This window comes from Delftia sp. WSY_12, from assembly GCF_043104645.1.
Classification (GTDB): Bacteria; Pseudomonadota; Gammaproteobacteria; order Burkholderiales; family Burkholderiaceae_C; genus Comamonas; species Comamonas tsuruhatensis.
Window position 1 is genome coordinate 83,044 of record NZ_JBICKW010000054.1, and the last position, 23,830, is coordinate 106,873.

Annotated in this window: 24 protein-coding genes; 6 read left to right on the forward strand and 18 right to left on the reverse strand. The window is 69.8% G+C overall.

What is annotated here, in order from left to right; all coding sequences use genetic code 11:
- The first annotated feature begins 20 nt into the window (after positions 1-20).
- Positions 21-230 (forward strand): oxidoreductase-like domain-containing protein, encoded by a 210-nt coding sequence (locus ACF8LI_RS23635; protein ID WP_012207602.1) that lies wholly within the window; start codon positions 21-23, stop codon positions 228-230.
- Between the two features lie 23 nt (positions 231-253).
- Here the strand turns inward: ACF8LI_RS23635 and ACF8LI_RS23640 are convergent, their stop codons facing one another.
- The 4 genes from ACF8LI_RS23640 to ACF8LI_RS23655 form a co-directional block, all read right to left on the reverse strand.
- Positions 254-724, reverse strand: a complete 471-nt coding sequence (locus ACF8LI_RS23640; RefSeq protein ID WP_012207603.1) for a RidA family protein — start codon at positions 722-724, stop codon at positions 254-256.
- A 189-nt stretch (positions 725-913) separates the two neighbouring features.
- Complete coding sequence (locus tag ACF8LI_RS23645) at positions 914-1,729, reverse strand: ABC transporter permease (protein WP_392414373.1); 816 nt, start codon at positions 1,727-1,729, stop codon at positions 914-916.
- 5 nt (positions 1,730-1,734) lie between these two features.
- The gene (locus tag ACF8LI_RS23650) at positions 1,735-2,574 is read right to left on the reverse strand and encodes an ABC transporter permease (protein ID WP_278536254.1); all 840 of its coding nucleotides are present in this window, start codon (positions 2,572-2,574) and stop codon (positions 1,735-1,737) included.
- A gap of 6 nt (positions 2,575-2,580) precedes the next feature.
- A complete protein-coding gene (locus tag ACF8LI_RS23655) occupies positions 2,581-3,441 on the reverse strand; it encodes an ATP-binding cassette domain-containing protein (protein ID WP_392414374.1) in 861 nt (286 codons plus the stop codon).
- Positions 3,442-3,616: 175 nt separating this feature from the next.
- On the opposite strand from ACF8LI_RS23655, the gene ACF8LI_RS23660 reads away from it, so the two are divergent.
- Positions 3,617-5,401, forward strand: a complete 1,785-nt coding sequence (locus ACF8LI_RS23660; protein WP_277848999.1) for a monovalent cation:proton antiporter-2 (CPA2) family protein — start codon at positions 3,617-3,619, stop codon at positions 5,399-5,401.
- Positions 5,402-5,425: 24 nt separating this feature from the next.
- Here ACF8LI_RS23660 and ACF8LI_RS23665 read toward each other — a convergent pair whose 3' ends face one another.
- From ACF8LI_RS23665 to ACF8LI_RS23685, 5 genes are all read right to left on the reverse strand, one after another.
- Positions 5,426-5,815: a VOC family protein gene (locus ACF8LI_RS23665; protein WP_012207608.1), complete on the reverse strand. Its 390-nt coding sequence runs from the start codon at positions 5,813-5,815 to the stop codon at positions 5,426-5,428.
- A gap of 66 nt (positions 5,816-5,881) precedes the next feature.
- Entirely contained in the window at positions 5,882-6,235 is a 354-nt protein-coding gene (locus ACF8LI_RS23670) for an energy transducer TonB (protein WP_392414375.1), read from the reverse strand.
- A 68-nt stretch (positions 6,236-6,303) separates the two neighbouring features.
- On the reverse strand, positions 6,304-8,676 hold the full coding sequence (locus ACF8LI_RS23675; RefSeq protein WP_392414376.1) for a helicase C-terminal domain-containing protein: 2,373 nt from the start codon (positions 8,674-8,676) through the stop codon (positions 6,304-6,306).
- Positions 8,673-10,346 carry a VRR-NUC domain-containing protein gene (locus tag ACF8LI_RS23680; RefSeq protein WP_392414377.1) on the reverse strand — a complete coding sequence of 558 codons (1,674 nt, stop codon included), beginning with the start codon at positions 10,344-10,346 and terminating at the stop codon, positions 8,673-8,675. The genes ACF8LI_RS23675 and ACF8LI_RS23680 overlap by 4 nt, the downstream gene beginning before the upstream one ends.
- Positions 10,347-10,455: 109 nt before the next feature.
- Positions 10,456-11,268, reverse strand: coding sequence for an SDR family NAD(P)-dependent oxidoreductase (locus tag ACF8LI_RS23685; protein ID WP_392414378.1), 813 nt, complete (start codon positions 11,266-11,268; stop codon positions 10,456-10,458).
- A 150-nt stretch (positions 11,269-11,418) separates the two neighbouring features.
- Between ACF8LI_RS23685 and ACF8LI_RS23690 the strand changes: the two genes are divergently transcribed.
- Positions 11,419-11,622: a type II toxin-antitoxin system VapB family antitoxin gene (locus ACF8LI_RS23690; RefSeq protein WP_016448366.1), complete on the forward strand. Its 204-nt coding sequence runs from the start codon at positions 11,419-11,421 to the stop codon at positions 11,620-11,622.
- Positions 11,619-11,999 carry a type II toxin-antitoxin system VapC family toxin gene (locus ACF8LI_RS23695; protein WP_392414379.1) on the forward strand — a complete coding sequence of 127 codons (381 nt, stop codon included), beginning with the start codon at positions 11,619-11,621 and terminating at the stop codon, positions 11,997-11,999. The genes ACF8LI_RS23690 and ACF8LI_RS23695 overlap by 4 nt, the downstream gene beginning before the upstream one ends.
- A gap of 80 nt (positions 12,000-12,079) precedes the next feature.
- On the opposite strand, the gene ACF8LI_RS23700 is transcribed toward ACF8LI_RS23695, so the two are convergent.
- A complete protein-coding gene (locus ACF8LI_RS23700) occupies positions 12,080-12,832 on the reverse strand; it encodes a helix-turn-helix transcriptional regulator (RefSeq protein ID WP_043790986.1) in 753 nt (250 codons plus the stop codon).
- A 229-nt stretch (positions 12,833-13,061) separates the two neighbouring features.
- Between ACF8LI_RS23700 and ACF8LI_RS23705 the strand changes: the two genes are divergently transcribed.
- On the forward strand, positions 13,062-14,642 hold the full coding sequence (locus ACF8LI_RS23705; protein ID WP_392414380.1) for an Ig-like domain repeat protein: 1,581 nt from the start codon (positions 13,062-13,064) through the stop codon (positions 14,640-14,642).
- Positions 14,643-14,676: 34 nt separating this feature from the next.
- Here the strand turns inward: ACF8LI_RS23705 and ACF8LI_RS23710 are convergent, their stop codons facing one another.
- From ACF8LI_RS23710 to ACF8LI_RS23740, 7 genes are all read right to left on the reverse strand, one after another.
- The gene (locus ACF8LI_RS23710) at positions 14,677-15,435 is read right to left on the reverse strand and encodes an ABC transporter permease (protein WP_016448370.1); all 759 of its coding nucleotides are present in this window, start codon (positions 15,433-15,435) and stop codon (positions 14,677-14,679) included.
- Positions 15,432-16,673, reverse strand: coding sequence for an ABC transporter substrate-binding protein (locus ACF8LI_RS23715; RefSeq protein ID WP_016448371.1), 1,242 nt, complete (start codon positions 16,671-16,673; stop codon positions 15,432-15,434). The genes ACF8LI_RS23710 and ACF8LI_RS23715 overlap by 4 nt, the downstream gene beginning before the upstream one ends.
- An 89-nt stretch (positions 16,674-16,762) precedes the next feature.
- Entirely contained in the window at positions 16,763-17,578 is an 816-nt protein-coding gene (locus tag ACF8LI_RS23720; protein ID WP_016452685.1) for an ABC transporter ATP-binding protein, read from the reverse strand.
- On the reverse strand, positions 17,575-18,672 hold the full coding sequence (locus tag ACF8LI_RS23725; protein ID WP_392414381.1) for an acyl-CoA dehydrogenase family protein: 1,098 nt from the start codon (positions 18,670-18,672) through the stop codon (positions 17,575-17,577). Before ACF8LI_RS23725 ends, ACF8LI_RS23720 begins: the two co-directional genes overlap by 4 nt.
- Positions 18,662-19,246: a carboxymuconolactone decarboxylase family protein gene (locus tag ACF8LI_RS23730; RefSeq protein WP_016448373.1), complete on the reverse strand. Its 585-nt coding sequence runs from the start codon at positions 19,244-19,246 to the stop codon at positions 18,662-18,664. The genes ACF8LI_RS23725 and ACF8LI_RS23730 overlap by 11 nt, the downstream gene beginning before the upstream one ends.
- A gap of 130 nt (positions 19,247-19,376) precedes the next feature.
- The gene (locus tag ACF8LI_RS23735) at positions 19,377-20,318 is read right to left on the reverse strand and encodes an AraC family transcriptional regulator (protein ID WP_016448374.1); all 942 of its coding nucleotides are present in this window, start codon (positions 20,316-20,318) and stop codon (positions 19,377-19,379) included.
- 154 nt (positions 20,319-20,472) lie between these two features.
- On the reverse strand, positions 20,473-21,246 hold the full coding sequence (locus ACF8LI_RS23740; RefSeq protein WP_013800531.1) for a helix-turn-helix domain-containing protein: 774 nt from the start codon (positions 21,244-21,246) through the stop codon (positions 20,473-20,475).
- A gap of 181 nt (positions 21,247-21,427) precedes the next feature.
- Here ACF8LI_RS23740 and ACF8LI_RS23745 point away from each other — a divergent pair, with 181 nt between their 5' ends.
- Positions 21,428-22,696, forward strand: coding sequence for an MFS transporter (locus ACF8LI_RS23745; RefSeq protein WP_392414382.1), 1,269 nt, complete (start codon positions 21,428-21,430; stop codon positions 22,694-22,696).
- A gap of 9 nt (positions 22,697-22,705) precedes the next feature.
- Here the strand turns inward: ACF8LI_RS23745 and ACF8LI_RS23750 are convergent, their stop codons facing one another.
- Positions 22,706-23,734 carry a Bug family tripartite tricarboxylate transporter substrate binding protein gene (locus ACF8LI_RS23750; RefSeq protein WP_392414384.1) on the reverse strand — a complete coding sequence of 343 codons (1,029 nt, stop codon included), beginning with the start codon at positions 23,732-23,734 and terminating at the stop codon, positions 22,706-22,708.
- Positions 23,735-23,830: the final 96 nt, after the last annotated feature.

Genomic DNA, 23,830 nt, shown 5'->3' on the forward strand with positions numbered 1-23,830 from the left:
GGCGCGAGACAATCGCCCTCATGACCACCGCGCCGATTCCCGTTTCCGCAGATTCCGCCGCCTCCGCCGACCCCATGCCCCAGCCGCCCGAGCAGCCCGACCTGGACGCCTGCTGCGGCAATGGCTGCGACCCCTGCATCTTCGACAGCTATGACCTGGCCATGGACGAGTACCGCCAGGCGCTGCGGGCCTGGAAGGCGCGCAACGAAACGCCAGCGGGCCAGGGATAGGAATAGGGATAGGGGTAGCGCGATCAGTCCACGCGGGCGATCAGGTCCAGCTCCACGGCCGCGCCCTTGGGCAGCTGCAGCACGCCCACCGAAGTGCGCGTGTGGGCACCCACGGGGCCCAGCACCCGGGCGATGAGGTCGGAGGCGCCATCGGCCACCTCGCTTTGCTGGGTGAAATCGGGCGCCGAGCGCACATAGACGGTGATGCGTGCAACGGCGCGCACGGCATCGAGCGAGCCGGCCGCGCGCTGCACGAAGGCCAGGGCCCGCATGGCGCAGATGGCGGCGGCCGTTCTGGCCGATGCCAGGTCGATCCCGGCGCCGACCGTCCCCACGTAGAGCACTTCATCGCCCACGCGGGGAATCTGCCCGCTGACGAACAGCTGCTGGCCGTCGCGCACGACGGGGCTGTAGTTGCCGCCTATCTTGATCTCGCCATCGAAGCGGTGGCCGAGCTCAAGGGCGGCCTGGGCGAAGCGTTCATCTGCTGTCATGGTCTGGTGTCCGGAGTAAGGCAAGCGCGCAGTCTAGAGCGTGTTATGCACTTTTAAGTACCCGCGTTGGTTCTGCGCGCTGGTGATCGCAAGGCGTAGTGCGCCGCCAAGGCTCATGCCTTGGCAAGCGCTGCAACGCCGCGAGCGCCTGCGCGCAGAGCCTGTGGTGCACCGGCGCCTGCGGCGGCTTCAACTGCCCGTGGACGCGTAATGCCTCACCCCCATGCGCCAGGCGCCCGAGGCCAGCCAGAGGAAGGCAAAGCCGACCAGCGGCGAGACCCAGCCCAGCCAGGCCGGCGCGCCCAGCGGGTCGGGCTTGCCCAGCACGGCCAGCGCCGGGTAGTAGGCCACGCAGGCCAGCGGCACGGCGAAGGTCAGCAGGCGGCGGAACCACTGTGCGTACAGGGCCAGCGGGTACTGGGCGGCCTCGACGCTGCCGTAGCTCAGCACATTGGCGGCTTCCAGGCTTTCCACGGTCCAGAACGAGAGCGCACCCTGCAGCACCAGGATGCCCAGGAACAGCGCCACGCCACCCGCCACGGCGAACAGCGCCACGGCGACGGCCTGGGGCGTCCACGCCACGGCGCCCTGGGCCGTGGCAAAGCCCAGCACCATCAGGCCCTGCAGCAGGCGGCCCAGGCGGCTGATGCGCACGTCATGGCCCATGAGCTGCAGCCACACGGGGCGCGGGCGCAGCAGCAGGCGGTCGAAGGCGCCCGTGCGCAGGAACTGCGTGCCCAGCACGTCGAAACCCCGGCCCAGCGCATCGGCCAGGGCGAACATGCAGTTCACCAGGCCATAGAACACGGCCACTTCGCCAATGCGCCAGCCCTGTACCTCGCCAAACCGGTGGAACAGCGCCCAGACGGCGATGACCTCGATGCCCGTGACCAGGAACTGGCCCAGGGTCAGCATCAGCGCCGAGGCCGGGTAGCGCGCCTGCCCGCCCAGCGAGGCCAGCGCCAGGCGCAGGAACATGGACAGCGATCCTTTGTGCTTGGCCATGGCGCTCACCCGCCCTGCACTTCGAGGCCGCGCATGGTACGCGCCATGGCCACGCGGCCCAGGGCCACGATCACGGCAATCCACAGGGCTTGCAGCGCCAGGCAGGCCAGCATCTGCGCACCGGCCATCTGGCCGAAATAGATGCGCGCAGGGATGTCCATCACGCCGGCCAGCGGCTGCAGCAGCAGCGCGGTCTGCCAGGCGTCGGGCATCAGCGCCAGCGGCAGCAGGTTGCCCGACAGCACGATGACCACGGGCGCGGCCAGCGTGTTGATGCCTTTTTCATTGAGCGCGGCGGCGGCGGCAACGTTCAGCAGCATGACCAGTGCCGTGGACAGCAGCAGCGCCAGCAGCATGGAGGCGGCAAAGCCCAGGCCTGCGGCCCAGCCGGCCGGCGGCTGCCAGCCCCAGGCGCCCAGCCCCGTCAGCGGCAGGGCCAGCCCTGCAAACGCCACCATCAGCGCCACGCGCGGCAGCACGCGCGCGGCGATCCAGCCAGCCGAGCGCACGAACCACAGCGCATAGGCATCCACGGGCCGCAGCCGGTCATAGGCAACGGCACCCGTGCGCACGGCCAGGGCCACGTCGGGGTCGCCGCTCCAGGGCAGCAGCGCGAACAGGCCCTGCGCCAGCCAGGTGTAGGTGATGGCGTGCTCCAGCGAGATGGGCGCGCCGGCCGATGCCGAGGCGCTGCCGTAGAACGCCGCCAGCACCATGGTCTTGATGGCGCCCCACCAGCACTGCGTGGCAAAGCCCGCGTAGGCGGCCGTGCGGTACTGCAGCATCACCAGGAACCGCGATGCAAAGGCCGCCACATAGGGCCGCAGGAGTTCACGCAGCGTCATGCCGGCTCAGCCTTCGGCCGCTCCGTGCATGGCGTAGAAGCGGGCGATCACGGCCTCGATGGCCATGTCTTCTCCATTGCCTTCGCCATCACCACCTCCACGATCCTCGCCCTGCGCTGCCACCACCTGGGCGCGCAGCGCATCGACCGCGCAGTCGGCCAGCACGCGGCCATGGCCGATGACGATCACGCGCCGCGCCAGCGCCTCGATGTCGTGCATGTCATGCGTGGTCAGCAGCACCGTGGTGCCGCGCTCGCGGTTGGCGCGCAGCACGAACTCGCGCACGGCCAGCTTGGAGGGTGCGTCCAGGCCGATGGTGGGCTCGTCCAGGAACAGGATCTCGGGCTCGTGCAGCAGGGCCGCGGCGATCTCGGCGCGCATGCGCTGGCCCAGGGACAGCTGGCGCACGGGCTGGTCCAGCACGCGCTCCAGGTTCAGCAGCGCCACCAGCTCGTCGCGCGTGCGCCCGTAGCGTGCGGGATCGACGCGGTACAGGTCGCGCAGCAGGTTGAAGCCATCGCCCACGGGCAGGTCCCACCACAGCTGCGAGCGCTGTCCGAAGACCACGCCGATGCGGCCCACATGGCGCTGGCGGTCGGCGAAGGGGTCGCGCCCGTCCACCTCCACGCGCCCGCCATCGGGCCGCAGGATGCCCGACAGAATCTTGATGGTGGTGGACTTGCCCGCGCCGTTGGGGCCGATGAAGCCCAGCAGCTCACCACGCTCCAGCGCAAACGACACGCCATCCAGCGCCTGCACCGTGCGGTGGCGCGGACGCACCAGCGCGCGCAGCGCGCCCATCACGCCGGGGTCGCGTTCATGGATGCGGTAGGTCTTGCGGAGGTCGTGGACGAGGATCTGGGGCATGGCGCTGGGCGGTGAGGGCGCGCAGAGGGAGGTACAGAGGGGGCAAAGAGGGGGCAAAGAGGGGGCGCGATTCTACACAGGCCCGGGCTTTGCTATCCTGCGCGCAAATTCGCGGATGGAAATCCGCCTTGCCGCACGCACGCACGCACGCACGCACGCACAAAGGAAACACAACATGGCCGCTGAAGGCAATGCAAGCCAGCTCGTAGGAATCGTCACGCTGCTGGGGGCCGCCGTGGTGGCCGTGCCGCTGTTCAAGCGGCTGGGCCTGGGTGCCGTGCTCGGCTACCTGGCCGCTGGCCTGGCCATAGGCCCCTACGGGCTGGGCCTGGTGACGGACGCGCAGACCATATTGCACGTGGCCGAGCTGGGCGTGGTGATGTTTCTCTTCGTCATCGGGCTGGAGATGAAGCCTTCGCACCTGTGGGACCTGCGCGGCCAGATCTTCGGGCTGGGCAGCCTGCAGGTGGTGGTGTGCGCGCTGCTGCTCACGGGCGTGGGCATGGCCTTCGGCTTTCCGTGGCAGGTGGCCTTCGTGAGCGGCGCGGGCTTTGTGCTGACCTCCACGGCCATCGTCATGCAGGTGCTGGCCGAGCGTGGCGACATCCTGGCGCCGCGCGGCCAGCGCATCGTCTCCATCCTGCTGTTCGAGGACCTGCTCATCGTGCCGCTGCTGGCCGCCGTGGCCTTTCTGGCGCCGGCCGATGCGGCGCCCGTGGCCACCTCACCCCTGTGGCAACGCGCGGGCGTGGCCCTGCTGTCGCTGGGCGCGCTGGTGGGCGCGGGCCTGTGGCTGCTGAACCCGCTGTTCCGCATCCTGGCCAAGGCCAAGGCGCGCGAGGTGATGACGGCCGCCGCGCTGCTGGTGGTGCTGGGCGCCGCCCTGCTGATGGAGATGGGCGGCCTGTCCATGGCCATGGGCGCCTTCGTGGCGGGCGTGCTGCTGTCCGAATCCTCGTTCCGCCACCAGCTGGAGGCCGATGTGGAGCCCTTCCGCGGCCTGCTGCTGGGCCTGTTCTTCCTGGGCGTGGGCATGGCGCTGAACCTGGAGGTGGTGGCGCTGAACTGGCGCATCGTGGGCATGGGCGTGGTGGCGCTGATGCTGGGCAAGGCGCTGTGCATCTACGCCGTGGCCCGCGTGGCACGCAGCAGCCATGCCGATGCGCTGGACCGCGCCATCCTCATGGCCCAGGGCGGGGAGTTCGCCTTCGTGCTGTTTGCCGAGGCGCTCAAGCTCAAGGTGCTCAGCCCCGAGGTGCATGCCAACATGACGGCCATCGTCGTGCTGTCCATGGCCATCACGCCGCTGGTGGTGCTGCTGCACAAGCGCCTGGCCGGCGCCCAGGCCGTGTCGCTGGACGGCGTGGAGGCGCCGCAAGACCTGCGCGGCAACGTGCTGGTCATCGGCTTCGGCCGCGTGGGCCAGATCGCCAGCCAGGGGCCGCTGGCGCATGGGGCCAGACTGTCCATCATCGACAACGACCCCGACGTGATCCGCAACGCCGAGCCCTACGGCTTCAAGGTCTACTTCGGCGACGGCGCGCGCGCCGACATCCTGCATGCGGCCGGCGCCAGCCATGCCAGCGCCATCCTGGTCTGCGTGGACAGCAAGGCCGCCGCCACGCGCATCGTGGAGAACGTGCGCCACGAATGCCCGCACGCCCGCCTCATCGTGCGCGCCTATGACCGCGAGCACGCGCTGGAGCTCATCCAGAAGGACGCCGACCATGTCGTGCGCGAGAGCTTCGAGTCCGCCCTGCTCATGGGCCGCCACGCCGTGCTGGCCCTGGGCGCCACCGAGGACGAGGCCCGGACGCTGGAGTCCGAAGTGCGCGGCCGCGACACCGAGCGCTTTGCGCTGGAGACCGCCGGCGGCACCTTTGCGGGGCGCGCCCTGCTGCTGGGCAATATCGAGCGCATCGATCCGCCCCGGCACGACAAGCCCACCCCCAGGGACTGAGCGCGAAAGGGCCGCAGGCCCCGCTCAATGCCGCTGGTTGATCTGTATGAGATTGCCGCAAGTGTCGTCGAACACCGCAATCGTGACCGGCCCCAGATGCGTCGGCGGCCTGGTGAAGCGCACGCCGGCCGCGCTCAGGCGCTCGTACTCGGCCTGCACGTCGTCCACGCCGAAGAAGGTGGCCGGCACGCCGTCGGCATGCAGGGCGGTCTTGAACGGCCTGGCGGCCGGGTGCATGTCGGGTTCGAGCAGCAGCTCCACGCCATCGGCATCACCGGGCGATGTCAGGGTGAGCCAGCGCGCATCGCCGCCCATGGGAATGTCGTGCTTGAGAACGAAGCCGAGCACGTCGCGGTAGAAGGCCAGGGCCTTGTCCTGGTCGTCGACGAGCACGCTGGTGATGACGATCTTCATGGAATGCTCCTTGTGTCGCTGCGCAGGGCACGCACCGGGTACACACCTGCCACCACCGGCATGCCGCTATTTCAGCAGGAAGGTGACGGGCACGCGCGTCCACATGCTGTCCGGCACGCCGTCGCGCGTGCCGGGGACAAAGCGCCACGTCCGCACGGCGTCCAGCGCCTCCTGGTCGAGCAGAGGATAGCCGCTGCTGTCTGCCACATCCACGGCCAGTGCCTTTCCGCTGGCGCCCACCAGAACCCGCAGCACCACCTTGCCTTCCTGCTCCAGCCGCCTGGCTTCCTTGGGATAGGCCGGCATCTTGTTCCCGCTGGCCTGCCTGTCGGGCACAGGCTGCACCACGCCTGCCGCAGCCGGGCCGCCGGCCAGCAGGCCCAGGGTCAATGCAAGGATGGCGCAGCGCATGCGGGGCATTCGGAAGGCTCCTGGATGGGGGACTGGATGGGGATGGGATGTCAGTCGTGGACTGGTGCGGCCCCGGATCATCGCATGCCCTCCACCCGCCACCAGCGCGGCAGCAGCGCCTGCACCTCGCCGCGCCGATAGCGGTCGTCGATGAGAAAGACCACGCCGCGGTCGCGCTCGCTGCGGATGACGCGGCCTGCGGCCTGGACCACCTTGCGCAGCCCCGGGTAGAGGTAGCTGTAGTCATAGCCCTTGTCCGCGCCGAACTGGCGGTCCATGGCGCGCTTCATCTCTTCGTTCACGGGATTGACCTGGGGCAGGCCCAGCGTGGCCACGAAGGCGCCGATGAGGCGCTCGCCGGGCAGATCCACGCCCTCGGAGAACGCCCCGCCCAGCACGGCAAAGCCCACGCCCTGCCCGGCCTCGGTGAAGCGCGCCAGGAAGGCCGCGCGGCCTTCCTCGTCCATGGAAGGGGTCTGCAGCCAGACCGGCAGCCCGGGATGGGCGCGCCGCAGGCATTCGGCCACGCGCTGCAGGTAGTCGAAGCTGCTGAAAAAGCACAGATAGTTGCCGGGCCGGCGCGCGTACTGCGCGGCCACGAGATCGGCGATGGGCCGCAGCGAACGGTCGCGGTCGCGGTAGCGCGTGGAGATGTGGCCGGCCACCTGCACATCGAGCTGGTCGGCCTGGAAGGGCGAGTCGGCCTCCAGCCAGTGCGTGCCTTCGGGCAGGCCCAGGATGTCGCGGTAGAAGTGCGGCGGGCTCAGCGTGCCCGAGAACAGCACCGAGGCATGGGCCGCCGCATGGCGTGCCGCCAGGTGGGGCGCGGGAACCACGCAGCGTATGCACAGCGTGGACGCCGGCGTGCGACGGGGGCCTGGGCGCCCGGGCAGCAGGTGGACATCGAACAGCGCATGGCCGCCGAACTGCTCGGCCAGCGCCATGAACTGCAGCGCCTCCCAGTAGAAATCCAGCACCGGGTCGCCGGGCAGCATGGGGCTGTCGGCATTGGCGTCGGCGATGGCGGCCACGGCGCGCTGCACGGCGCCCAGCAGGCCTGCGGGCACTTCCTCATGGGCCTGGTAGCTGGCGGTCTGTTCCCTGTTCAGCGCGCTCCAGCTGCGGCTGAGCCGGTCCAGCGCCTTGCGCACGGCACCGGTGGCCGACTTGCGGGCGGCCGCCAGGGCGAACTGCGACAGCTCGGCCGTGTACATGCGGCGCGCGCGCTCGAGCAGGTTGTGGGCCTCGTCCACCAGCACGCCCACCTTCCATTGCTGGGCCTGGGTGAGCGCGTACAGCATGGCGGCGCTGTCGTAGAAGTAATGGTAGTCGGCCACGACCACGTCGCTCCAGCGCACCAGTTCCTGGGCCAGGTAGTAGGGGCAGATGTCGTGCGCCAGGGCGACGGCACGCACGGCAGGCGGGTCCCAGGGCGCCTGCTGCAGCGCAGCGGCGCGCGCGGCGGGCAGCCGGTCGAAGAAGCCGCGCGCCAGCGGGCAGGAGTCGCCGTGGCAGGCCTTGTCGGGATGCTCGCAGGCCTTGTCGCGCGCCAGGATGGCGAGCACGCGCAGCCTTGCGGGTGGCGCGGACGGTGTGGGCGGTGCGGGTGGCGAGGGCAGCGGTTGTGGCGCAGCCGGTTCCTGCGGCGGTGGCTGGTGCTGCTCGGCGATCTGCCGGTTCACGCTGGCCAGCGCCTGCAGTGCCAGAGCGTGGCCCGTGCCCTTGGCCGTCAGGAAGAACAGGCGGTCCAGGCCCTGGTCCGGCATGGCCTTGAGCATGGGGAAGATGGTGCCCAGCGTCTTGCCGATGCCCGTGGGCGCCTGCGCCATCAGGCACTGGCCGCCCTGCTGCGCGCGCGCCACGCGGTAGACGGCCACGGCCAGCTCGCGCTGGCCCGCGCGAAAGCCCTGCATGGGAAAGCGCAGCGCGGCCAGCGCCGCCTCGCGCGCCGCGCGGTGGGCGGCCTCGCTGCGCGCCCAGTCCAGGAACAGCGCGCATTGCTGCTCGAAGAAGGCGCGCAGCGTGGCCGCGTCTTCCTCCTGCACCAGCACGGTTTCCTCCGAGTTGCCCACGTTGAAATACACCAGCGCCACGCGCAGCCGCTGCAGGCCGCGCGCCTGGCACAGCAGATGGGCGTAGATGCGCGCCTGGGCCCAGTGCAGGGCGCGGTGATGGGCGCGCACGCCCTCGATCTGGCCCCGGTAGGTCTTGATTTCCTCGAGCTGGCCAGCCCCGGCGTCGAAGCCGTCGGCGCGGCCGCGCACGCGCAGGTCGCCGTATTCACCGGCCAGACTGATCTCGGTCTCGTAGTCCTTGCCCCTGCGCGACTGCACCAGGCTGTGGCCGGCCATGCCCTCCAGCGCGCTGGGCGCGGGTGTGAAGCGCAGGTCCAGGTCGCCCGCGCGTGCCGTGAACTCGCACAGCGCGCGCACGGCCACGGTGTAGCTCACGCGGCCTCTCCCAGCGGCTGGCCGCGCCACTGCACATGGCACACGCGCACGGGAATGCCGTGCTCGGCACAGTACTGCAGCCAGCGGATCTGGTTGTCCTGCAGCTTGTCGCCGGGGGCCTTGGCCTCGACCAGTTCGTAGCGGCGCTCGGCCGGCCAGAAACGCACCAGATCGGGAAAGCCCGTGCGGTTGGCCTGCACGTCGCGCAGCAGCCGCGCAAAGAACAGCTTGAGGTGGGCGGCCGGAATGCAGTCCAGCGCCAGCGCCAGCAGCGGCGCGCTCAGCGTGCCCCAGAACACGAAGGGCGACTGCAGGCCCTGCTTGTCGGCATGGCGCTGCACGATGACCTCGCGCCAGCTGCCATCGTCCAGATGCGCCAGGCATTCCTCGAACAAGGCTGCGCGCCGCTGCACGAAGTCGGGCGCGGACAGGTCGGCCGGGCCGCTCTGGAACGGGTGGAAGAAGGCGCCCGGCAGCGGCGCGAAGATGGCCGGCCAGCACAGCAGGCCGAACAGCGAGTTGATGAGCGCGTTCTCCACGTAGAACACGGGCGCGGCGTCGCTGTGCCAGTGGTCGCGCAGCACGTATTCGACCGATGCGGGCCGCGCCGGCAGGTCCAGCTCCACGTCCATGCGCATCTGCGCCACCACGGGCGCCAGCGCCGCCGCACGCCCGCGTGCGCCCTGCCCCAGGCTGCGGCGCAGGCGCGGCAGCATGCGCGCCACGCGCTGCAGCTCCTCGTCGCTCTCGGGCTGGGCCTGGGCGGCCTGGGCCAGCGCCATGGCATCGGCAAAGCGCTCCATGCGCTCGTACACACGCATGCGCCGGTGGCGGGCGCCGGGGTAGCGGCTTTGCGCATAGGCCTGCTCGGCACGCTCCCAGTCCTGCATGCGCTCGCAGGCCTGGCCTATGCGCAGCAGCACCTTGGCACGGCGCTGCTCCAGCCAGGCATTGCCGCTGGCGCAGCCGGCCACCTGCTGCAGCAGCGCATCGATCTCCACGCCCTCATCCAGCGCCGCGCGGCAGGCCTGCAGGGCCAGGTAGCCATCGACATCGGCACGCGACTGGAAGGCCCGCGACGCCGCATCGAAGGCCACGGCCTCGTAGCGGAACACGCCCAGGTCGGCCAGCACGAATTCCGACCAGTCCTGGTAGAGATTGCCGAAGAACATCAGCCGAAAGCGCTCGCACAGCGCACCCACCATCACGCGCCAGGCGGCTTCGCCGGCTCCGACGCCCTGGTGCCATTGCGCATAGGGCCTGGGCGCCTCATGCAGAGGCTGCAGGGCCTGCAAAAGCTCGGCCTTGCGCAGGCCTGAGTGAACGGGTGCGCCTGCGAACAGCTGCAGCAGCTCGGGCTTGGTGTGCAGCGCAAACAGCTCCTCCAGCGCCATGGGGTGGTCCGCGTCCAGCCAGCCCAGCTCCAGCAGGGGCGCGGCCGCGTCGGCAATGCCGGGAATTTCTTCGTACACCAGCTTGCCGGCCCGAAACCACGGCCCGCGCCGCATCAGCAAACGCACCATCAGCGCCTGCGAGGGCTGGGGCAGCTGCGTGAAACGGGTGAGGAATGCCTGCTCGGGCGCGTCCAGCAGATCGCCGTAACGCTGGCCAATCCAGTCCAGCGCGCGCTGGAAGTTGTGCAGGTAGTAGAAGCGGTGGGGAGGGAGCATGGGCCTGGCAGATCGGGCAGCCAGGCCGCTCGAAAACTGTATCTTTATACAGTCATCATATCAAACCCGGTAGTGCTCACTTCGCGCAACGGACTTGCCCCGGGCAGGCTCATCCGGCCAGGAAACCCCCATCGGTCGCCAGGCAGTGCCCGACCACAAAGGCCGCCTCGTCCGACATCAGCCAGACGACGGCCGTGGCCACCTCCTGCGGATGGCCCATGCGCCGCAGCGGCAGGCCCGCCGCCACGGCATGCATGTCGGCAATGCCCGAGCCCAGCATCATGTCCGTGACCACGCGGCCAGGGGCAACGGCATTGATGCGGATGCCGCGCGGCGCGTACTCCATGGCGGCGGCGCGGGTCAGCGACAGGGCCGCCGCCTTGGAGGCGCCGTACAGCGACAGGCCCGGGTTGGGATTGCGTATGCCGCTGACGCTGGTGTTGTTCACGATGGTGCCACCGCCCGCGGCCAGCATGGCCGCCAGTTCATGGCGCATGGCGTGGAAGACCGCACGCACATTCGTGTCGAAGACCTGGGAGAAGACCGCGTCATCCTGCTCGGCCAGCGCGGCGCGCCGCTCCTGGAAGCCCGCATTGTTGAAGGCCGCGTCCAGCCGCCCGAAGCGCTCCACGGCCTGCTCCACCACCGCCGCCATGTCCTCCTGTCGCGTTGCATCGCAGGCCAGGAAAAGGCCGTCTGCCCCCCGCTGCCGGATTTCCTGCTCCAGCTCTAGGCCCAGCTCACGGCGGCGCCCCGTGACCACCACGGCGGCGGCGCCCTCCTCGGCCATGCGCAGGGCGGTGGCCCGGCCTATCCCGCTGGTGGCACCCACCACCAGGCAGACACGCCCCCGGAGCCGCCCCGATGGTGCAAGGGCCGGCAGGGGGCCGGCCAGTTCCAACTGACGCTGCTGCATGTCCATGGCGATGTTCCTTCGCAATTTGGTTGCATGGTACAACCAATAGACTAAAAACACCATGCAGGCAAAGCCGGTGCCATCCCGCGCGGCTCACTTGCAGGGATGCACTATTGGATGCAAACTTGCTTCAACATTGATGCAATGAGGCCTGCCATGAGAACCACGGTCACCATCGACGACGCCTTGTACGAGGAAGCGCTGGAGCTGGCGGAGCCAGAAATGGACAAGGCCGACCTGTTTCGCGAAGCCATCAAGACTTTCGTGAGAGTGCAGGCGGCCAAGCGTCTGGCCGCGCTGGGAGGCTCCGCACCGGACATGCGGGAGATTCCCCGTCGCCCACAGGGCATCGAGCCATGAATCCCGTTCTGGTCGATACCTCGGTCTGGATCGATCACTTCAGGCAGGGCAATCCTCACCTGGCGCAGTTGCTGCAGCAAGACATGGCGCTCATGCATCCCCTGGTGCTGGGTGAACTGGCTTGCGGCACGCCACCGGCACGCGCACGCACGCTCGCGGACCTTCAGCGGCTCAAGCCTGCCCGGCAGGCCAGCATGCGCGAAGTGCTGGCCTTGATAGAGCGCGAGCAACTCTTTGGTCTGGGCTGCGGTCTGGTGGACATCACGCTCCTGGCCTCGGCACTCATGTCTTCAGGTGCCAGCCTGTGGTCGCGAGACAGGCGCCTGCACGCGCTGGCCCAGCGGTTTGGCATTGCTTACCTGAGCGTCTTGCCATAGGGCCGGTTTCCCTGCTTCTCGAAGGGCTGGGCCCGGCGCACGGCGCCCGCTCGGGTTCGCACAAGCGCGCGCGACACGCGCTAGAAATCCGGCCTGCGCATCCTCGACAAGGCATCTTGCCGATTGGCGGCTCCCAGCTTGCGGTAGATGTTTTCCAGGTGCCGCTTCACCGTGCCTGCACGCAACTCCAGCATGGTGGCGATTTCTGCGTTGGTGTTGCCGTTGGCGACCCATTGCAGCACTTCACGTTCGCGCGGGCTCAGCACGTCGGCAGCCGGCGAGCCCGGTGAGAGCGCCTGCCATGCCGCCTGGCTGATTCGCTGCTGCTGGCTCAGGCGCCGCCACTGCGCCTGCGCATGCGGCCCCAGCAAGGTCAGCGCCATGCGCTCCGCCGCGGTGTAGCCGCGCGAGGCGCGTGTGACATTGAGGGTCAGCATCGCGCCGTGGCCCAGTTCCACGTCCAGCGCGAGTCCGTCCTGCTGGCCCACCTGGGAGTAGGCCTGGGCATAGAGCGCCGTCCTCTGCCATTGCCCGCGAGTCAGCAGGTCGGAAATGCTGGCGGCCTGCGTCTGGCGCTGCCGATACAAGGGGTTGTCGGCCAGATGCCGGTGCACCGCAGCGTTGACTTCGGAGGAAATGGCCCGCACCGGATCGTAGGCCGTGTAGCCACGGACTTCCGCAATGCCGGAGAAATCCACCACCCGAATGTCACCCGGCACCACCAGGCGCAGCGCGTGCAGCAAATGCGTGGCCAGCGCGTGCAGATCGGGCGCGCCGTGCACCGCGAGGATGGCCTGATTGAGTTGCCCCAGTTGCTGCGTTGACAGGGTCATGTCGCGAAATCCAATGGCGTGCTCGAGGTGCTGGCGATAGGTGGGCCGGCTGAGGCCGCATTTTCAGGCCTGCGATGTGCCGTCGGCACATTTTCACGATCTTCGCAGAAAGCTAAGGTCACGCGGTCCGCAACAACAGCGCGCGGGTCTGCCCGGGACACGCAGCGCAACGGGAGGAACCGTGTACGCTTTTCTTCACAGACCCCTTCGACGCCTCCGGCTTCTGGCAGTGCCTGGCGCGCTGTGCAGCCTGCTGGCACTCAATGGCCAGGCCGCGACCATCGTGGTCAATACCACGGACAACACGCCCGGTGCAGCGGACTGCAGTCTGAATGAGGCATTGACCAGTGCCCAGATGGATGACGGCAGTTGGGGCAACGGCGCATGCGTATCGGGCAATGGCGCGGACACCATCGTGTTCGACCCGGCCGTCTTTCCGGCAGGCAGCCTCACCGCCATTGCATTGGCAGGCCATTCCATCGACCTCAACTTCACCACCTCGGACATCACGATCGACGGGGACCAGCGGGTGGCGCTCGATGGGGGCAATGCCTCCCGCCTGGTGTCGGCCCAGGGCAGCGGTGTCCAGCTCACGCTGCGCGGCCTGACACTGCGCGGCGGGCAGACCGCCGCCGGTGAAGACGGCGGCGCCATCTACCTGGACAACGGCGTCACCCTGCGCCTGGAGCGCAGCGTGGTGCAGGACAGCACGGCCGGCATCAACGGCGGGGGACTGTACAGCCGCGACAGCACGGTGACCATCGTGGACAGTGCGTTCAGCGGCAACCAGGCAGGGGGACAGGGCGGGGCCATCTACAGCACGGGCAGCGGCTCGCTGACGGTGGAGCGCAGCCGCCTGTCCGGCAACACGGCCCGCACGCTGGGCGGGGGCCTGCGCAGCGGGGTGCCGACCACCATGACCGACAGCACCGTCACCGGCAACGTGCTGGTGTCTCCGGGCTCGGGTGCCGGCGTCTCGTTCACGCTCACCCGCCCCCGCACACTCCACGGCAACCAGATCACGAACAACGCGCCCGGCAACAACTGTGGCGGCGAAACGTTCACGGGGACGGGCAACCGCTACTGGCCGGCCAGCGATACCAGTTGCCCGGCGGCGGCAGGTGCCATCGCCAAAGCGCCGCAGGCCATCACCTTCACCACGGCACCACCGGCCGGCGCACGGGTGGGGGATACCTATGACGTGGCCGCCGTCGGAGGCGCCTCGGGAAACCCCGTCATGTTCGCCGTGGATGCATTGACCGCGGCGATCTGCAGCGCCTCCGGCAGCACCATCCGCTTCCAGGCCGCAGGGACATGCACGATCAACGCCAGCCAGCTCGGCGATGTGGACCATGACGCGGCTCCGCAGGCGGTGCAGATGGCGGCGGTGGGACAGGGCCCCTCCCGTGTCACGCTGACCTCCAGCGCCAATCCCTCGCGCTCCGGGCAGTCGCTGTCCTTCTCCGTGGTGGTCGCACCCGATGTCTCCCTGGGCACCGCCGCCGTCCCCACGGGAACGGTCGAAATCATGGCTGGCGGCCTATCGCTGGGCACGGCGGGTTTGTCCAATGCCAGGGCCATCATCGCCACCACCCAACTGACGGTGGCCGGCCCGCATGCCATCGTGGCCCGGTACGGCGGCGATGCGAACTATCTCGCCGCGGACAGCGGCGCATGGACCCAGACCGTGGAGCCCGCAGCCCCGGCCACAGCCACCCCCGTGCCCGCGCTGGGCCCCTGGGGAGTGCTGCTGTGCGCCGTGCTGACGGGATGGGCAGGACTGCGGCTGCGCCGCGTGCACGGCACCTGATGCAGCACCTGATGCCGCCGCCTGCCCGCAGGCCTCAGGCCGAATGCATCCAGCGCTGGTGCAACCACCGCGCCGCATGGTCCAGCGCATAGCCCAGGGCGCCGATCAGCACCACGGCGGCCATCAGCTCCGAATACGCCAGGCGGTCGCGCGTGTCGAGGATGAAGTAGCCCAGGCCGGCCGATACGCCCAGCATTTCTGCGGGCACCAGCACGATCCAGATGATGCCGATGGCCAGGCGCACGCCCGTGAGGATCTGGGCCGTGATGCCGGGCAGCACCACGCGCAGCACGGTCTCGGTGCGCGTGGCCGACAGGCTGCGCGCCAGCAGCAGCCAGTTGCGGTCCAGCTGGGCCACGCCGGCCGCCGTGCTCAGCAAGATGGGCCAGACGGCGGCGAAGGCCAGCAGGAAGTACACGGGCGCGTCGCCCACGCCCAGCACCATCACGGCAATGGGCATCCACGACAGCGGCGAGATCATGCGCAGGAACTGGAACACGGGCGAGAACGCCTGCGAGAACCCACGCGACAGACCCACCAGCACGCCCAGCGGCACGCCGACCACGAAGGCCAGCAGCAGGCCCACGGCCACGCGCTGCAGGCTCAGCAGGGTGTGCATCCAGATGTCGGCGCCCGTCAGCAGCTGGCCCAGCGCCTGCAGCGACGGCCAGGGCGCGAAGGCCGCAGCCACGGGCGTGCTGCGCGCCAGCAGCGCGCCGCCCACCCACCACAGGGCCAGGACCAGGGCCGCGCCCAGCAGCGGCAATCCAATACGTCGCAACACCTGGCTCACACCACGATGGTTTCGCGGCGCGAGAAATCGGCCGGAATGCCGAAGACCTGCGGGCCGCCCACGGCCTGGATGGCCTTGCGCACGAAGCGGTCGTCCACCAGGTCGGTGGCCGCAAACCTGGGCTCCAGCTTGTCGAGGAAGCGCGTGTCGCCCTCGACCTTGGTGGCCTTGATGGCGCGCACCAGCTGCTCGGTGTACGAGGGATAGGGATAGGGCTGGAAGTCGATGCGCCGCTGGTGCCAGCCCTTGTTGACGACCACGCCGCTGGCCTCGTAGCTGGCGTAGTCGGTGGCGGCCAGCACCTTGGACAGCGTCTGCTGCGGATGCGGCGTGTAGCGGCGCTCGCCCGTGCTCGACAGCAGGCGCGCGGCGGCCAGGCGGTTGTCGCGTGTCCACAGCTGGGCCTTGACCACGGCATTGGTCACGCGCTGGGCCCATTCGGGCTTGTCGGCGATATCGCGCTCGGCCAGGAAGGTGACGCAGCAGGCGTGGTCCTTCCAGACATCGCCCGAGAAGCGCAGCATCTTGCCCACGCCCGCGATCTCGGCGGCGGCATTGAAGGGCTCGGCCACGATGAAGCCCGCAATCGACTTGCCGGCCAGTGCCGAGACCATTTCGGCCGGTGCCAGCACGACGAGGTTGACCTCGTTGGCCGCGATGGCGCCGCCGCGCGCCCGCGTCACGGCCGTGAGGCCGGCCTTGCGCAGCACGTCCTGCAGCAGGATGTTGTGGATGGAGTACCAGAACGGGATCGCCACGGTCTTGCCGCCCAGGTCCTGCACCTTCTGGATCTCGGGCAGCACGGTCAGGCCCGAGCCGTTGACGTGGTTCCAGGCCACGATCTTGGCGGGGAACTTGGCGCCGTAGCGCACCCACAGCGTGGAGGGCGTGAGCAGATGGATGACGTTGACCTGGCCCGAGACGAAGGCCTCGACGATCTGGGCCCAGGAGCGGAACAGGCGCGGCGCCTCGGCCTTGAGGCCTTCGGCCTCGAACAGGCCGTTGCCGTGGGCCACCAGCAGCGGCGTGGCGTCGGTGATGGGCAGGTAGCCGATCTTCACGGGCTGGTCATCGCCCTTGAAGGCCTGGGCGCGCGCATCGCCTGCGGCCAGCAGCGGCGCGGCCACGGAGGCCGTGGCCAGCGCGCCCAGGCGCAGCATGTCGCGCCGCGTGAGGCCGCAGCCGCAGTCCGACGAGGCGCAGATGTGGGTGTAGGAAGGGTGGTCCTGGAAGCTCATGCGAAAGACCTTTCAGAAGAGCATGGTTGAAGTCGAAGAAATGGCGGATCTGCAGGCGGATCGGCAGGCGGGCAGGCAGGCGAGCCGGATCAGGCCTGGGCCGCATGGCGCACGCCGTGCAGGGCCGAGAGGATGTCCAGCCGCAGCGCGGTCACGGCGGCGGCCTGGTCCTCGCGCGGGCGCGCTATGTCCACGCGCCATTCGCGCACGATGTGGCCGGGCCGCCCGCCCATCAGCAGGATGCGGTCGCCCACGAGGATGGCCTCGTCGATGTCATGCGTGACCAGCAGCGCCGCCGTGTGCCAGCGGTGGACCACGTCCACCATCAGCTCCTGCATCTCGGCGCGCGTGATGGCGTCCAGGGCCGAGAACGGCTCGTCGGCCAGCAGCAGCTGCGGCTCGCGCGCCAGGGCGCGCGCCAGGGCCACGCGCTGGGCCATGCCGCCCGACAGCTGCGAGGGATAGAGCGCGCCGCTGCCGCCCAGGCCCACGGCCTGTAGCGCCTGCTCCACGCGCTGGCGGCGGGCATCGGCCTCCAGCTTCGGCTGGCGCTCGAAGTCCAGGCCGAAGCCCACGTTGCGCCGCGCGTCCAGCCAGGGCAGCAGGCTGGGCTGCTGGAACACGAAGCCCGCGCGCGGGTGCGGCGCGGTCAGCGGCTGTCCGAGGAACTGGAGCTCGCCCCGGCTCCAGGCGCCGCCGTCCGGCGACTCCAGGCCGCCGAGCACGCGCAGCAGCGAGGACTTGCCGCAGCCGCTGCCGCCGAGCAGGCAGACGATCTCGCGCGGGGCAATGCTCAGGGAGATGTCCTCGAACACGGCCTTGCCGGGCGCATAGCCAAAGCCCGCGCCGCGTGCCTGCAGCACGGGCGCGGGAGCGTCAGGGGAGAAAGCTTCCGTCTGGGTCATGAACTGGTGGTTGCCAGGGCCGCGCCAGCCAGCGCGCCCTGTAGCTGCGTGACGCTGGGCGTCACGATGGGGATGAAGGCCGCCTCGCGCCAACGGCGCGCAAATCCCAGCGGCTGGTCGCGATGATAAGCGCGCCCGCCGCTGGCGTGCAGCTCCAGCTGCAGGGACTGCTGCACGATGTCGTTCAATCCCAGGCGCAGGCGGAACAGGGCTTGAGGTCGGTCAAGAAAACGCCCATCGGACAGGCCCGCATGCAGCGTGGCCGTGGCCAGTTCCAGCGCGTGGCGCTGCTGCTGCAGCGGGCCGCCCAGCACATCGCGCCCGGCGCCGGCACGGGCCGAGGCCGCCGCCAGCGAGGCGCGCGCCAGGCCGATGCACAGCCCCAGCTGCAGGCCCATGAAGGCGGGCCGTACGCGCGGCAGGAAATGGTTGGCGTCGGCATGGATCACATCGGCAGGACCGATCTGCAGCCCCTCGATGGACAGCGCCGCCGTATGGCTGCCGCGCAGCGCGATCAGGTCCAGGTCGGCGCTGCGCTGCAGGCCCGCCGCATCGCCGGGCAGCGCGGCCACGAAGGGCTTTGCACCGTCGCTGCGCGAGACGGCAACGGCCACCACGAAGCGACCCGGCGGCACCAGGTTGGTGGCCCATGGCACGCGCCCGCGCAGTGCAAGGCCGTCGGCGCCGACAGCGCCGCCAGTGCCGACGGGCGTGGCCTCGACCTGCAGGGCCTCGATGCCGCCCAGGTACTTCATGGCGTTGGACAGGCCCGTGGCGCCCGCCTGCGTGCCCTGCAGCAGGCCCGGCAGCCAGCGCTGGCGCAGCGCCGCGTTGGGCGACTGCAGCAGGTATTCGACAAAGGCGCGCTGCGCCCAGAACACGAAGCCCGCCGTCAGCGAATGCCCGGCCACGCCGGCAATGGCCTCCAGCGCATCGCCCAGGCTGCCGCCCTGCCCGCCCTCGGCCACGGGCACGCCCAGGCCGAACAGGCCGTGCTGCGCCAGCCGGGGCAGCACTTCGTGCGCATGCGCGGGGCCTTCGTCCAGGGAGTCGGCATGGGCGTCCAGCCACTGCCGCAGCGAATCAGCCAGCATGTGCGTTCTCCTGCGGTTGTCGGAACTGTTCGGGCAGATAGGGCTGCAGCTGTGGGTTGACGGGGCTTTGCGCCAGGCTGTTGGCAAAGTTGCACAGCGTGGCCAGGCTGATGCCCAGCACCACCTCCAGCGCCTGCTGCTCGCTCAGGCCGGCTGCATGGAAGGCGGCCAGGGCCTCGTCGGCGACGGCGCCGCGCGTGGCGATCACGGCTTCGGCAAAGCGGCGCACGGCGTCCAGGCGCGGCTGGCCCGTGTCGCGGCCGTCCTGCAGCGCCACCACCTCGGCCTGGGTCAGGCCGGCCTGCTTGAAGGCCAGCTTGGTGTGGCCGGCCACGCAGAAGTCGCAGCCATGGATGCGCGCCGCCGTGATCTGCACCACCTCGCGCTCGGCCAGCGTGAGCTGGGCGCGCGCGTTGATCTGGCCCACGGTCACATAGGTCTCCAGCGCCTGGGGCGAGTTGGCCAGGATGGCGATCAGGTTGGGCAGGAATCCGTTGCCGGCCAGGGCGCGCTCCACGAAGGGGCGGCTGGCTTCAGGGGCGGTTTGCGGGGTGTGCAGGGTCAGGCGTGCCATGGTGCTTTGCAGGAATGAAGGAATGCCTTCATGATCGGCCGCGCCCCCCTTGCCATCAATGCCGCCGCGTCGCGGATTTATGCCCGAACGTGTCAACCCGCAGGCGGATGCGGCGGGCCCGGATGGCGGCTCAGCAGCAGCGTGCCTGCGCGCGCTGCCAGGCGCCGGGCTGCTCGCCCATCACGCGCTTGAAGGCGCGCGAGAAAGCCGCATAGGACTCGTAGCCCACGGCCTCGGCCACCTGGCCTATCGCCTCGCCCTGGGCCAGGCGGCGCGCGGCCAGCTGCATGCGCAGCAGCAGCAGGAATTGCTGGGGCGGCTGGCCGCAGGCCTCGGCGAACTGCCGAAAGAACGTGGCGCGCGACAGGCACACGCGCGCGGCCATGTCGGCCACGCTCCAGTTGCGGGCCGGCTCGCGCAGCAGCTCGGCCACCAGCGGCGCAAAGCCCGGCCGGCGCAGCAGGCTCCAGATGCCGCGCGCCCGCGCATCGCCATGCGCCAGCTGGCGCAGGCCGTAGAAGAACAGCAGGCCCACCAGCCGGTCCATCACGGCCGAGGGCTCGGTGCCCGTGCGCAGCGCCTCGGCGCGCATCAGGTCGAACAGCATGGAGGCGCCGCTCATCGCATGGTCGTCGCCGCGCAGCACCAGGTGGTCGGGGAAGGCATCGACCAGCAGGCCGCGCATGGGCCCCTCGAAGGTGAAGAAGCCGCAGGCCAGCGCCGTCTCTCCGATGCCGGCATCGCCAGTGGCGGGGCGCATGGCCTGCGGGGCGCAGGCCATGTCCGGGTCGGCATAGGGCGAGATGAAATGCGGCACGTCGCGCGAGAGGAACACGCCGTCGCGCGGCTGCAGCTCCACCGAGGGCTGGCCCGGCAGGTGCAGCCAGCAGCGCCCGTCCAGAATCAGGTGAAAGCTGGCCCGCGCGCGCCCCGCCGTGGAGGCCCGCCAGCGCCCGCAGTACTGCCCCACATGGAACACGCTGGCGCGCCATTGCAGGCCGTTGAGCAGGCCATCGATGACGCGATCGACCTGCGCTTCGGCCGCGCTGTCGGGGACTGGGTCGGGTAGCACGGTGGTACAGGCCAAGCAGTGAAGGGAATGCGGCCGGCCAGTATCGCCACGATGCAGGCGCGGGGGAACGAATCTTTGGGCATATGCTTGTGCCGCAATCGATATCTGGATCTGCATCCAAGTCCGCCCGGCCCGACCTTGGTCCGGTCGTGCCTCAGCGCTGGAAGCCCGAAGGCGGCACCCCGAAATGCCTTTTGAACATGGCCGTGAACGCGCTCTGGCTGGCGTAGCCGCAATCGAGGGCGATGTCGATGATGCGCTCGCCCGCCGCAATGCGGCCCAGCGCGAACATCAGCCGCGCCTGCTCGCGCCACTGGGCGAAGGGCATGCCGGTTTCCTTCACGAACAGGCGCTGCAGCGTCTTGGCGCTCACGCCCAGGCGCTGCGCCCAGTGTTCGGCGGTGGCGGTGTCGGCAGGCTCGCGCATCAGGGCCTCGCAGACCTGGCGCAGCCGCGCATCGGCGGACAGGGGCAGGTGCAGGGGCAGCACCTCGGCGGCGCGCAGTTCATCGACCAGCAGGTGCATCAGGCGCTCGTCGCGGCTGCCTTCGGCATAGTCCAGCGGCACGCCGACGGCGGCCACCACCAGCTCGCGCAGCAGCGGCGACACATTGACCACGCAGGTGCGCGCGGGCAGGTCCGCAAAGGCCGAGGCGTCGATGTAGGCCGTGCGCATCTTCACGTCGCCCGACATGCGCACATCGTGCTCGGCGTCGGCCTCTATCCACAGCCCCCGGTTGGGCGGCACCAGCCAGGAGCCGGAATGCAGCTGCACGGACATCACGCCTTCGATCGCATACAGCAGCTGGCCGCGCGGGTGGGAGTGCCAGCCCGTGCTGGTGCCATGCGCCCAGTTGGCCTCCATGGCGGCCATGGGGCGCCCGGTCTGGTGGTACTTGAGGTATATGCGCGGCAGTTCTGCGGCCATGGGGCTTCCCATCCTGTGCGGTTCTATGCGGCTCTATGCGGCTCTCTGTCCCGATCTCGACAATTGAAGTCAGTATAGAGAGAGACAGACGGGCACCAAACGCCTATCTTCGGTCCCACGGCCCATTGACCTTCGTCAACGCCGGACCCTGACCGTGCCGCCCTGCGGGGCCCTTTCCTCCATGACAAGCAACACCACCACTCTTGGCGCCCCGGGCGAGCTGGGCGCGCCTGCAACGCATGCCCATACGGCGCCCGCCCATCCAGCACCCAGCCATGCCGCGCAGGGCTTTTTGCTGCGCATCGTCGGCGCCGCCGCCTTTGCCCACCTGCTCAACGACCTGATCCAGGCCGTGCTGCCGGCCGTCTATCCCATGCTCAAGACGGAGTTCTCGCTGAGCTTCGCGCAGATCGGCTGGATCTCCCTGGTCTACCAGGTCACGGCCTCGCTGCTGCAGCCCTGGATCGGCCTGTACACCGACAAGCATCCCAAGCCCTACCTGCTGCCGCTGGGCATGGTGGTGACGCTGGTGGGCGTGGGCCTGCTGGCCCTGTCCACCAGCTACCCCATGCTGCTGGCCGCCGCGTCGCTGATCGGCGTGGGCTCGTCCACCTTCCACCCCGAGGCCTCGCGCGTGGCGCGGCTGGCCTCGGGCGGGCGCTTCGGCACGGCGCAATCGACCTTCCAGGTGGGCGGCAACACGGGTTCGGCCATCGGCCCGCTGATGGTGGCGGCCATCGTCATTCCGTTTGGCCAGCATGCGATCGCCTGGTTCATGCTGGTGGCGCTGCTGGCCATCTGGGTGCTGCTGCGCATCACGCATTGGCGCCTGCACCACGCGCCGGCCAAGGTGGTGGCGGCCGGCCAGCATGCGCTGACGGCGCTGAACCGCTCGCAGGTCATCCGCGCGGTGACCGTGATCTGCGTGCTGATGTTCGCCAAGTTCGTCTACATCGCGGCCTTTGCCAACTACTTCACCTTCTATCTGATCGAGCGCTTTGTCCTGCCCGTGCAGCAGTCGCAGCTGTACCTGTTCGCCTTCCTGGCGGCCGTGGCGGCGGGCACCTTCGCGGGCGGCCCGGTGGGCGACCGCATAGGGCGCAAGGCCGTGATCTGGGTGTCGTTCCTGGGCGTGGCGCCGTTTGCGCTGATGCTGCCGCATGCCGACCTGTTCTGGACGGCCGTGCTGTCCATCGTCATCGGCCTGGTCATGTCCTCGGCCTTTGCGGCGCTGGTGGTCTACGCCCAGGAGGCCGTGCCCGGCCGCGTGGGCCTGGTCTCGGGGCTGATGTTCGGACTCATGTTCGGCATCGGCGGCCTGGGGGCTGCCGGCATGGGCAACCTGGCCGACACCCACGGCATCGTCTGGGTGTACAGCCTGGTGGCCTACCTGCCGCTGCTGGGGCTGGCAACGGCCTTTCTGCCGGAAACGCGGGCCCGGCGACGCTGAGGCGCAGCCTCAATCCGGCTGTATGCCCGCCTGCCGGATCACGGCGGACCAGCGCGCCACCTCCTCGGCGATCTGGGCACGCGCCTCGGCAGGCGTGGTGAAGGTGGGCATGGCGCCCTGGGCGACCAGGGCGTCCTTCACTTCCTGCTGCCCCATCACGTCCTTGAGCGCGCCGCTGAGCCGGGCGACGATGGGCGCGGGCGTGCCCGCAGGCGCCAGCAGGCCGAACATCGACGTCACCTCGAAGCCCGACAGCCCGGCCTCGGCCGTGGTGGGAATGTCGGCAATGGAGGGCACGCGCTGCGCCGTGGTCACGGCCAGGCCGCGCAGCCGCCCGCCCTTGATGAAGCCCTGCGTGGCGGGCAGGGTGTCGAACACCACATCCACCTGGCCGCCCATCAAATCGTTGAGCGCGGGCGTGCTGCCCTTGTAGGGCACATGCGTCAGCGGCACGCCGGCCTGCCGCTTGAACAGCTCGGCCGCCAGATGCTGGGGTGAGCCATTGCCCGAGGAGCCGTAGTTCAGCCCGCCCGGCTTCGCTTTGGCCAGCGCGATGAACTCCGCCAGATTGGCCGACGTCACCGACGGCCCCACGGTGATCACCAGCGGCACGCGGCCCACCACGGCTATGGGCGCGAAGCTCTTGTCCATGGTGAAGCCCGCCGTGGCAGGCATGAGCACGCTGTTGATGGAATGGCTGGTCAGCGCGCCCAGCAGCAGCGTATAGCCATCGGGCCTTTCCTTGGCCACGGCCGCGGCGCCCAGGTTGCCGGCCGCGCCGGCCCGGTTCTCCACCACCACGGGCTGGCCCAGCGCCAGCGAGAGCCTTTGCCCCACCACGCGGCCGATCACGTCGGTGGCGCCCCCGGGCGTGTACGGAACGACCAGCTTGATGGGCCGGGCCGGATAGGCGCCGTCGGCCAGCGCGGGCGTGGCCAGGCCTGGGCCCAGCGCCAGCGCGGCCAGCAGCGCCGCAGCCAGGGCGGCGCGCCGGTTGGGCGCATGAATGCGACGGATGCGGGATGCAGCAACAACCATGGGTGTCTCCTCCTTTTGTCTTGTGTCGGAAAAACATGCCCGGCACGCACGCCGGGCACGGCTGCATGGTTGGCCAGATATATTATTAATAATATA

Excerpts from the sequence above, each read along its gene's own strand:
- ACF8LI_RS23685 (WP_392414378.1), bottom strand. The coding sequence starts at position 11,268 with ATGGACATGCAGCAGCGTCAGTTGGAACTGGCCGGCCCCCTGCCGGCC.
- ACF8LI_RS23750 (WP_392414384.1), bottom strand. The coding sequence starts at position 23,734 with ATGGTTGTTGCTGCATCCCGCATCCGTCGCATTCATGCGCCCAACCGG.
- ACF8LI_RS23660 (WP_277848999.1), top strand. The coding sequence starts at position 3,617 with ATGGCCGCTGAAGGCAATGCAAGCCAGCTCGTAGGAATCGTCACGCTG.
- ACF8LI_RS23650 (WP_278536254.1), bottom strand. The coding sequence starts at position 2,574 with ATGACGCTGCGTGAACTCCTGCGGCCCTATGTGGCGGCCTTTGCATCG.
- ACF8LI_RS23715 (WP_016448371.1), bottom strand. The coding sequence starts at position 16,673 with ATGAGCTTCCAGGACCACCCTTCCTACACCCACATCTGCGCCTCGTCG.
- ACF8LI_RS23635 (WP_012207602.1), top strand. The coding sequence starts at position 21 with ATGACCACCGCGCCGATTCCCGTTTCCGCAGATTCCGCCGCCTCCGCC.
- ACF8LI_RS23720 (WP_016452685.1), bottom strand. The coding sequence starts at position 17,578 with ATGACCCAGACGGAAGCTTTCTCCCCTGACGCTCCCGCGCCCGTGCTG.
- ACF8LI_RS23695 (WP_392414379.1), top strand. The coding sequence starts at position 11,619 with ATGAATCCCGTTCTGGTCGATACCTCGGTCTGGATCGATCACTTCAGG.
- ACF8LI_RS23690 (WP_016448366.1), top strand. The coding sequence starts at position 11,419 with ATGAGAACCACGGTCACCATCGACGACGCCTTGTACGAGGAAGCGCTG.
- ACF8LI_RS23645 (WP_392414373.1), bottom strand. The coding sequence starts at position 1,729 with ATGGCCAAGCACAAAGGATCGCTGTCCATGTTCCTGCGCCTGGCGCTG.
- ACF8LI_RS23665 (WP_012207608.1), bottom strand. The coding sequence starts at position 5,815 with ATGAAGATCGTCATCACCAGCGTGCTCGTCGACGACCAGGACAAGGCC.
- ACF8LI_RS23700 (WP_043790986.1), bottom strand. The coding sequence starts at position 12,832 with ATGACCCTGTCAACGCAGCAACTGGGGCAACTCAATCAGGCCATCCTC.
- ACF8LI_RS23740 (WP_013800531.1), bottom strand. The coding sequence starts at position 21,246 with ATGGCCGCAGAACTGCCGCGCATATACCTCAAGTACCACCAGACCGGG.
- ACF8LI_RS23680 (WP_392414377.1), bottom strand. The coding sequence starts at position 10,346 with ATGCTCCCTCCCCACCGCTTCTACTACCTGCACAACTTCCAGCGCGCG.
- ACF8LI_RS23640 (WP_012207603.1), bottom strand. The coding sequence starts at position 724 with ATGACAGCAGATGAACGCTTCGCCCAGGCCGCCCTTGAGCTCGGCCAC.
- ACF8LI_RS23670 (WP_392414375.1), bottom strand. The coding sequence starts at position 6,235 with ATGCCCCGCATGCGCTGCGCCATCCTTGCATTGACCCTGGGCCTGCTG.
- ACF8LI_RS23730 (WP_016448373.1), bottom strand. The coding sequence starts at position 19,246 with ATGGCACGCCTGACCCTGCACACCCCGCAAACCGCCCCTGAAGCCAGC.
- ACF8LI_RS23655 (WP_392414374.1), bottom strand. The coding sequence starts at position 3,441 with ATGCCCCAGATCCTCGTCCACGACCTCCGCAAGACCTACCGCATCCAT.
- ACF8LI_RS23745 (WP_392414382.1), top strand. The coding sequence starts at position 21,428 with ATGACAAGCAACACCACCACTCTTGGCGCCCCGGGCGAGCTGGGCGCG.
- ACF8LI_RS23725 (WP_392414381.1), bottom strand. The coding sequence starts at position 18,672 with ATGCTGGCTGATTCGCTGCGGCAGTGGCTGGACGCCCATGCCGACTCC.